This window comes from Rhodoferax sp. (assembly GCF_018063565.1).
In the GTDB taxonomy this organism is placed as follows: domain Bacteria; phylum Pseudomonadota; class Gammaproteobacteria; order Burkholderiales; family Burkholderiaceae_C; genus Rhodoferax.
Genome location: NZ_JAGPBB010000053.1, coordinates 20,052 through 27,738, shown reverse-complemented (window position 1 = coordinate 27,738; position 7,687 = coordinate 20,052). Strand labels below are relative to the sequence as shown.

Genomic DNA, 7,687 nt, shown 5'->3' with positions numbered 1-7,687 from the left:
TGGGCACCTACATGGGCGTGGCGGGTTTTCCGGAAGTCACGCAACTGGTGGAAAGCTCTGACGGGCTGTTTCTGCTGGGCGAGATCATCTGTGACACCAACTTTGCGGTGTCCGAGACCAAGATCGATATGCGCAAGACGATCCAGGCGCTCAACAGCCGGGTCAACATCGGCTACCACACCTATGCCGACCTGCCACTGGGTGCACTGGTCGATGCCATGCTGGCGCGCGTTGGCCAGGTCGACAGGGCGTTCGAGATCAAACCGCAGGTGTTTCCGCGCCACATGCCCGCTGATGCTGCCAGCATCGCCCCGACCGACATCGCCACGGCCGTGAACGACCTGATGGCGCAGCATGGCAAGATGCCCATCGCCTCCGATATGGGCGACTGCCTGTTTACCGCGATGGAGATCGCGCACACCGCGCTGGTGGCACCCGGCTATTACGCCACCATGGGCTACGGTGTGCCGGCCGGGCTGGGTCTGCAGGCGGCGACCGGTGAGCGCCCTCTGATTCTGGTGGGCGACGGCGCCTTTCAGATGACCGGCTGGGAACTGGGCAACTGCAAACGCTACGGCTGGGACCCGATTGTGCTGGTGTTCAACAACGCCAGTTGGGAGATGCTGCGCACCTTCCAGCCCGAGTCCGGCTTCAACGACCTGGGGAACTGGGGTTTTGCCGAAATGGCCAGCGGCATGGGCGGCGATGGCGTGCGCGTGGGCACCCGTGCCGAACTGAAAGCCGCCCTCGACCACGCGGTGGCCACGCGCGGCAAGTTCCAGTTGATCGAAGTGACCATCCCACGCGGCGTGTTGTCGGACACGCTGGCGCGTTTTGTGGCTGGTGTGAAACGACTCAATGCCATGAAATAGGCCTGACTTGGCACAGGACTGTGCCTTCGCCATGTCGAATCTGGTCATCCAGGGCATCCGCCCACCCGTGAAGCCTGTCGACTTCAAGCGGATGGCCATAGACAGAGATTCGACGCTGATCATCATGCCGGATAACGTGGCATCGGCAGCCCGGACCAACGGCTGATCCTGTTTGCTGACTGACATGACATTTTTCGTCCTGGCCCAATCGCTTGGCCAGACTTCAACCCTCTGCTTGGTAACGTCCCACAATGCGCAATGCAATCCTGTGGTCAGTCGGCTGTTTGCTAGGTGCTTGCCTTGTCATGCCAGTGACGCATGCCAAGCAGCAGTGTGACAGGGACATGTAAGGAAAAGTCTTTTGCGCGCCCGAAGGCGGCTCGGTACAAAAGGACGGCTTTGGCAAATACGCCTGCAGCCCTGGCAAGTGCCTTCGTAACGATCATGGCGTGCTGCAATGCTCGGCAAAAAAAGGGGGCGTTGCGGTCTCAGACCCTGTCAAAGGCATTCAGTGCATCGGTGGCTGTGTGCAACCCCATCTGAAGTACTGCCAAAGTCCCAGCTAGGCGCGCGGGGCAGTTGCTCAAACTACCTGCTGACTGAATCAGCCCCCAAAGCACATCTCTTGCCGAGTCGGCGTGCGAGGCTGACTCGGTTACTTTGACCCCGTGGCATATGGGTGTCGTTCGTGGTGCAGATGTGCAACACCGATGCTTGATGCTGCGATCCGGCCTGACGTGGCAATAGACCACTCTGCCGCCATGGCTTTACCTGCGGTTCACGCCAGCTTTGTGCAACTTCAAACGAGGCTTTGACAATACATGCAAGGGTTAACCCTGATACTTCAACAAGCAAGGACCATATGAATCTCAATCCGCATCGCCCCTGGATCACCCCGCTGGTCATTGGCACCTTTGTCCTGATGGCGGTCACCGGCAGTCTGATGTTTTTCCACCTTGACAGTGGCCTGAACAAGGCCGCTCACGAATGGCTGGGCTGGGCGATGGTGATCGCGGTGGTGCTGCATGCACTCATGAACCTGAACGCCTTCAAGCGCTACTTCAGTGCCAGCACCGGGCGCTGGGTGCTGGGCGCCAGTGCTTTGGTGCTGGCCGCCAGCTTCGTTCCGCTGGGTGCTTCGGGCGGCAAGCCGCCGTTTGTGCTGCCGATTCAGGCGCTGGCCAACGCCCCCCTGTCTACCGTCGCCCAAGTGGCGGGACTCCCGACCGATGTGTTACGGGCCAAACTTGGCAACGCCGGTGTGCTGAGTCAAAGCGACAGTCAAACCATCCAGGAGCTGGTTGGCCCCGATCTTGGGCAGCAGATGCGTACCTTGGGCAAGGTGTTCGGCAGTTGATTCCGGGTCGTCGCGGGTTGTCGACGCGATATCACGGAGCAGCCGTGACACTGCCCGGTGCCATGTCGGCCACCGCCGCAGCGGCCTGCAGTTTCTTCCAGGCCTGAAACCCCCCGGTCACCGACAAAGCTTTGGGGTAACCGAGTGAACGCAACATGGCGGCGGCTGACAGGCTGCGCTTGCCGCTGTTGCAAATACACAGCAACAGGTTGTCGCGCGCGTGGTGCAGCTGGTTGATCATGGTGAAGAACGACTTCACGTCCATGTCTTTCGGAGTGCCAGCGTCCAGGATGTCCTGCTCGTCTTCGGTCAGGTTGTGACCCAGCATCACCTTGACCTCAAACAGGGGAATGTGCAGCGCCTGCGGAATCGCACCTTTCATCTCGATCTCGAACGATTGCCGAATATCAATCACCGTACCCAAGCCAAGCTGGGCCAGTTCCAGCGCCGTTGGCAGAGAAATTTCCAGATCTAAATTGGGATCGCCAGGAGCGTTTGTGGATGTGGTCATGATCTTGAGTAGTTGGGGCGGCACCAGCAACCGGCCGCGGCAGCGCATTATCAACGCCGATTTTGATCGATTCTTATAACAAATTCAAATAATAAAATTTATTTTAATTCGTTGTTTGAATTAAGCAGGCTTCATACAGTCCGCATCATGCATGACATCGCTTTCATCTTCGCTGGTTTTTTTGTCGGTATCGTGGTCGGGTTGACAGGGGTCGGTGGTGGCTCACTGATGACACCGGTCCTGATCTTCGTTTTCGGTGTCAAACCCCATATGGCGGTAGGCACAGACCTGCTGTTTGCCGCATTCACCAAACTCGGCGGTACCGTGAAGACAGCGCGCTCAGGTCTCGTGGACTGGCGCGTGGTACTGACCCTGTCGAGCGGCAGCATTCCGGCGTCGCTGATCACTCTGTGGGTGCTGAAGACCCTTGGCCCGGCGGACCCCGCCGTACAACACCTGATGACCACCACCCTGGGTGTCGCCCTGCTGCTAACGGCAGCCGCGACACTGTACAAGGCGCTGCGCGGCAAGACCAGCCCCCAACACATCTCGACAGGACAGGAAAAAAACGCCACCACAGCGCGCCACTGGAGCCTGCCGCTGCTGTTTGGCGCACTGATTGGCACGCTGGTGTCACTCACCTCGGTCGGTGCCGGCGCCATTGGTGTGACGGTGCTGATGCTGCTGTACCCGCTGCTGCCGCTGCCACGCATTGTGGCCGCCGACATCGCCTATGCCGTGCCATTGACGCTGGTGGCCGGCGTCGGGCACGCGACGCTGGGCTCGGTGGACGGATCGATGCTAGGCCTGCTGCTCACGGGCTCCTTGCCCGGCATCTGGCTTGGCGCCCACTTCATGACCCGGGTGCCCGAACGCGCCATTCGCGGCCTGCTGTCGCTCCTGCTGGCCTACGCCGGCACCAAGTTAATCGCTTTCTGAAGGCCCACTATGTACCAATACACCGAGTTTGACCGCCAGTTCATCCGTCAGCGCGCCAGGCAATACCGCGACCAGCTTGAGCGCAACCTGCAGGGCGAACTCAAGGACGACGAGTTTCGCCCGCTGCGCCTGCAGAACGGCTGGTATGTGCAGCGCCATGCGCCGATGCTGCGGGTGGCCGTGCCTTATGGCGAGATGGCCAGCCGCCAGTTACGCGCGCTGGCCAGAATCGCCCGCGAGTTTGACCAGCCCAGTGCGCCGGTCTTTGCCGCCGCACGCGCCAAACAGGCGGCCTTGGGCACCCGGCACCTGCCGACCGGCCATGGCCACTTCTCGACACGGCAGAACGTCCAGTTCAACTGGATCCCGCTGGACAAGAGCGCCGACGTGATGGACTTGCTCGCCGAGGTGGACATGCACGGCATCCAGACCAGCGGCAACTGCATCCGCAACATCACCACCGACGCACTGGCCGGCATTGCGGCTGACGAGCTGATCGACCCGCGCCCCTACTGCGAGATCATGCGCCAGTGGAGCACCCTGCACCCCGAATTTGCGCACCTGCCACGCAAGTTCAAGATCGCCATCTCTGGTGCGGCCGAAGACCGCGCGGCCGTGGCCTGGCATGACGTGGGCCTGCACCTGCGCCACAACGCACTCGGCCAGGTTGGTTTTCGGGTGCTGGTCGGTGGCGGCATGGGCCGCACGCCGGTCATCGCCAGCACACTGCGTGAGTTCTTGCCGTGGCACCAAATCCTGAACTATCTGGAAGCCGTGGTGCGGGTCTACAACCGCTGGGGTCGGCGCGACAACCTGTACAAGGCGCGCATCAAGATTCTGGTCAAGGCGCTGGGGCCGCGCTTTACCGAAGAAGTGGAGACCGAGTACCACGACATCGTCAGCCATGACGGCGCACCGCACACGATTCCGCAGGCGGAGCTAGACCGGGTTTCAGCATCATTTGTGCCTGTAGCGCCCTTTCCCCTTGGTCAGGAAGCTACACACATAGTAGCATCAGAACTATCGACCAACGATCAGGCCGAGTACCAACGCTGGCTGCAACGCAACGTCAAGCCGCACAAGAACCCGGCCCTGCGCGCGGTCACCCTGTCGTTCAAACGCCTCGGCCATGCACCCGGTGACGCCTCGGCGCAACAGCTCGACGCTGCCGCTGACCTGGCCGAGCAGTTTTCAGCAGGCGAACTGCGCGTGACCCACGAGCAAAACTTGTTGTTGCCCTGGGTGCCGGCCAGCCAGTTGCCCGCCCTGTGGCAAGCGGCGCGCCAATTGGGCTTTGCCAAAGCCAACATCGGATTGCTGACCGACATGATTGCCTGCCCGGGTGGTGACTTTTGCGCGCTGGCCAACGCCCGCTCGATTCCGATTGCCGAGGCGATTACCCAGCGTTATCAGGATCTCGACGAGCTGTTTGACCTGGGCGAGATTGACCTGCACATCAGCGGCTGCATGAACTCGTGCGGCCACCACCACAGCGGGCACATCGGCATTCTGGGCGTGGACAAGGATGGCCGCGAGTGGTACCAGGTGTCGTTGGGTGGCTCGGACGGTTCCACGCTGTCGGGCGACGCCGTGCCGGGCAAGGTGATTGGTCCGTCATTTGCGGCGTCTGAAGTGGCCGATGTGGTGGAGGCGCTGCTCGACACCTACCGCACGCATCGGGCGGCTGGGGAAGCCTTGATTGGCACGGTACGCCGCATCGGCCTGTCGCCGTTCCAGGTGGCAGCCCATGCAGCACGCCATGAAACCGGCAACGCCGATCGGATGCTGCAAGTGCCGTTGGAAACGCCCGACGCGCTGCTGGTTTGACTTCGGACTCGAGGATTGAAAGCATGAAAAATACTCTTTCTTTAATAGCTTCCAACGTTTATTCCACAAGCGCTGAAGGTCAAAATGTCGTTGAATTGCCGAATGATGCCGACCCGCGCGTGCTGGTGCTGCAGGGCGTGACGCGCATTGATCTGAGCTTTCCCAAATTCACCGACGGCCGCGCCTATAGCCAGGCGTTCTTGCTGCGTCAGCGCCTGGGCTTCAAAGGTGAACTGCGTGCCACCGGCGATGTGCTGGTGGACCAGTTGCCGCAAATGCAGCGCTGTGGTTTTGATAGCGCCGTGCTGCGCGCAGACCAGAGTCTGGCCAGCGCACAGCGGCAACTGGGCTATTTCTCCACCTTCTACCAGGGTGATGCTGTGCAGCCACTGCCCACCTTCGCCAACACCGAAACCACCGCAGGAGCCCTCGCATGAGCGCCATTGACCTCTACGCCCAGCCATCGCCCAACTTTGCCGAGAAACTCCAGCAAACCGCAGAGCTGCTGGAACGCGCCGCGCAAGACTATGCATCCCAGGACGGGGCAGCGCCGCGCATCACCCTGGCCTGCAGCCTGGGGGCCGAGGACATGGTGCTGGCGCACCTGATCGATGAATTGCAGTTGGACATTGGCATCTTTGTGCTGGAAACCGGTCAACTGCACGCGCCGACGCTGGCCCTGCTTGCCCGGCTCCAAACCCGTTCACGTACCCGCGTCGAGGTGTTCATGCCAGCGACTGAATCGGTCGTACGCTTTGTGCATAACCACGGCTGCGATGCGATGTACCAAAGCCTCGACCTGCGCAAAGCCTGCTGTGAGGTGCGCAAGATGGAGCCTCTGGGCCGTGCACTGCATGGCAAGGACGCCTGGATCACCGGCTTGCGCCGCGAACAGTCCGAGACGCGGGCTGCAGCCCCGCTGGTCGACAGCACCGACCCCCGGCGCGTCAAGTTCAACCCCTTGAGCCATTGGACCTGGGGCGATGTGTGGCATTTCATTGCCATGAAGAAGATCGACTACAACCCGCTGCACGACCAGTTTTACCCCAGCATTGGCTGTGCGCCCTGCACCCGCGCGGTGTCTGCCGGCGAAGACTTTCGCGCCGGGCGCTGGTGGTGGGAAGACGAAAGCGCCAAGGAATGTGGCTTGCACGTCGCCCAAGCGCAGAGCACCACCACCCCCCGCACGCTCACCCCCAAACAAGAGGTCACCACATGAACGCCCGCACCCCGCCCGAATTTTTGCAAGCCATGGACCACCCGCACCACCACCTGAGCAATGCCCATCTCGACGCGCTGGAAGAAGAAACCATCTTTATCCTGCGCGAAGTGGCCGCCGCGTTTGAACGCCCCGCCCTGCTGTTCTCAGGCGGCAAGGACTCGCTGGTGATGCTGCACTGCGCTGAAAAGGCGTTTGGAATCGGTCGCATCCCCTACCCGCTGTTGATGATCGACACCGGCCACAATTTTTGCGAAGTGACCGACTTTCGGGATGCCCGCGCCAAAGAGCTGGGTGCCGAGCTGATCGTGCGCAGTGTCGAAGATTCGATGGCGCGCGGCACGGTGCGTCTGGCGCATCCGGGCGAGTCGCGCAATGTTCACCAGTCGGTGACGCTGCTCGAAGCCATCGACGAGTTTCGCTTTGACGCACTGATCGGTGGTGCCCGCCGTGACGAGGAAAAGGCCCGCGCCAAGGAGCGCATCTTCAGCCACCGTGACAGTTTTGGCCAGTGGCAGCCCAAAGAACAGCGACCCGAGTTGTGGACGTTGTTCAACACAAAGCTGCAGCCCGGCGAACATTTCCGCGTGTTCCCGATCAGCAACTGGACCGAGCTCGATGTGTGGCAGTACATCGCCCGCGAGCAAATCGCTTTGCCCTCGCTGTACTACAGCCATCCGCGCGAGGTGGTGGAACGCAAGGGGCTGCTGGTGCCGGTGACTGCACTGACACCACTCAAGCCCGGTGAGGTGGCAGAGGTGCGCGATGTGCGCTTTCGCACCGTCGGCGACATCACCTGCACCTGCCCCGTAGAAAGCGTGGCTGCGACGCCTGAGCAGATCGTGCTGGAGACCCTGGCGGCCGACGTGAGTGAACGCGGTGCGACACGGATGGACGACAAGACTTCTGAGGCTTCGATGGAGAAGCGCAAGAAGGATGGCTATTTTTGATGCCTGGGCGTC

The 7,687-nt window shown here is 61.3% G+C and carries 9 protein-coding genes; 8 read left to right on the top strand and 1 reads right to left on the bottom strand.

The genetic code is table 11. From position 1 onward, the window contains the following. From KBF66_RS12800 to KBF66_RS12790, 3 genes are all read left to right on the top strand, one after another. Window positions 1-872: thiamine pyrophosphate-dependent enzyme (locus KBF66_RS12800; protein WP_296657291.1), on the top strand; the 872-nt coding region annotated here is incomplete at its 5' end. A 31-nt stretch (window positions 873-903) separates the two neighbouring features. Beyond that, entirely contained in the window at window positions 904-1,038 is a 135-nt protein-coding gene (locus KBF66_RS12795; protein WP_296657287.1) for a hypothetical protein, read from the top strand. A 696-nt stretch (window positions 1,039-1,734) separates the two neighbouring features. Beyond that, entirely contained in the window at window positions 1,735-2,229 is a 495-nt protein-coding gene (locus KBF66_RS12790; protein ID WP_296657282.1) for a DUF4405 domain-containing protein, read from the top strand. 31 nt (window positions 2,230-2,260) lie between these two features. Here the strand turns inward: KBF66_RS12790 and KBF66_RS12785 are convergent, their stop codons facing one another. Then, window positions 2,261-2,740 carry a rhodanese-like domain-containing protein gene (locus KBF66_RS12785; protein WP_296657279.1) on the bottom strand — a complete coding sequence of 160 codons (480 nt, stop codon included), beginning with the start codon at window positions 2,738-2,740 and terminating at the stop codon, window positions 2,261-2,263. A gap of 147 nt (window positions 2,741-2,887) precedes the next feature. On the opposite strand from KBF66_RS12785, the gene KBF66_RS12780 reads away from it, so the two are divergent. The 5 genes from KBF66_RS12780 to cysD are packed head-to-tail and all read left to right on the top strand — an operon-like array spanning window position 2,888 to window position 7,675. Further along, complete coding sequence (locus tag KBF66_RS12780) at window positions 2,888-3,679, top strand: sulfite exporter TauE/SafE family protein (RefSeq protein ID WP_296657275.1); 792 nt, start codon at window positions 2,888-2,890, stop codon at window positions 3,677-3,679. 9 nt (window positions 3,680-3,688) lie between these two features. Beyond that, window positions 3,689-5,506 (top strand): nitrite/sulfite reductase, encoded by a 1,818-nt coding sequence (locus tag KBF66_RS12775; protein WP_296657270.1) that lies wholly within the window; start codon window positions 3,689-3,691, stop codon window positions 5,504-5,506. A 23-nt stretch (window positions 5,507-5,529) separates the two neighbouring features. Further along, window positions 5,530-5,943, top strand: a complete 414-nt coding sequence (locus KBF66_RS12770) for a DUF934 domain-containing protein (RefSeq protein WP_296657266.1) — start codon at window positions 5,530-5,532, stop codon at window positions 5,941-5,943. Beyond that, window positions 5,940-6,725: a phosphoadenylyl-sulfate reductase gene (locus tag KBF66_RS12765; RefSeq protein WP_296657261.1), complete on the top strand. Its 786-nt coding sequence runs from the start codon at window positions 5,940-5,942 to the stop codon at window positions 6,723-6,725. The genes KBF66_RS12770 and KBF66_RS12765 overlap by 4 nt, the downstream gene beginning before the upstream one ends. Beyond that, window positions 6,722-7,675, top strand: a complete 954-nt coding sequence (gene cysD, locus KBF66_RS12760; RefSeq protein WP_296657259.1) for a sulfate adenylyltransferase subunit CysD — start codon at window positions 6,722-6,724, stop codon at window positions 7,673-7,675. The genes KBF66_RS12765 and cysD overlap by 4 nt, the downstream gene beginning before the upstream one ends. Window positions 7,676-7,687 lie beyond the last annotated feature (12 nt).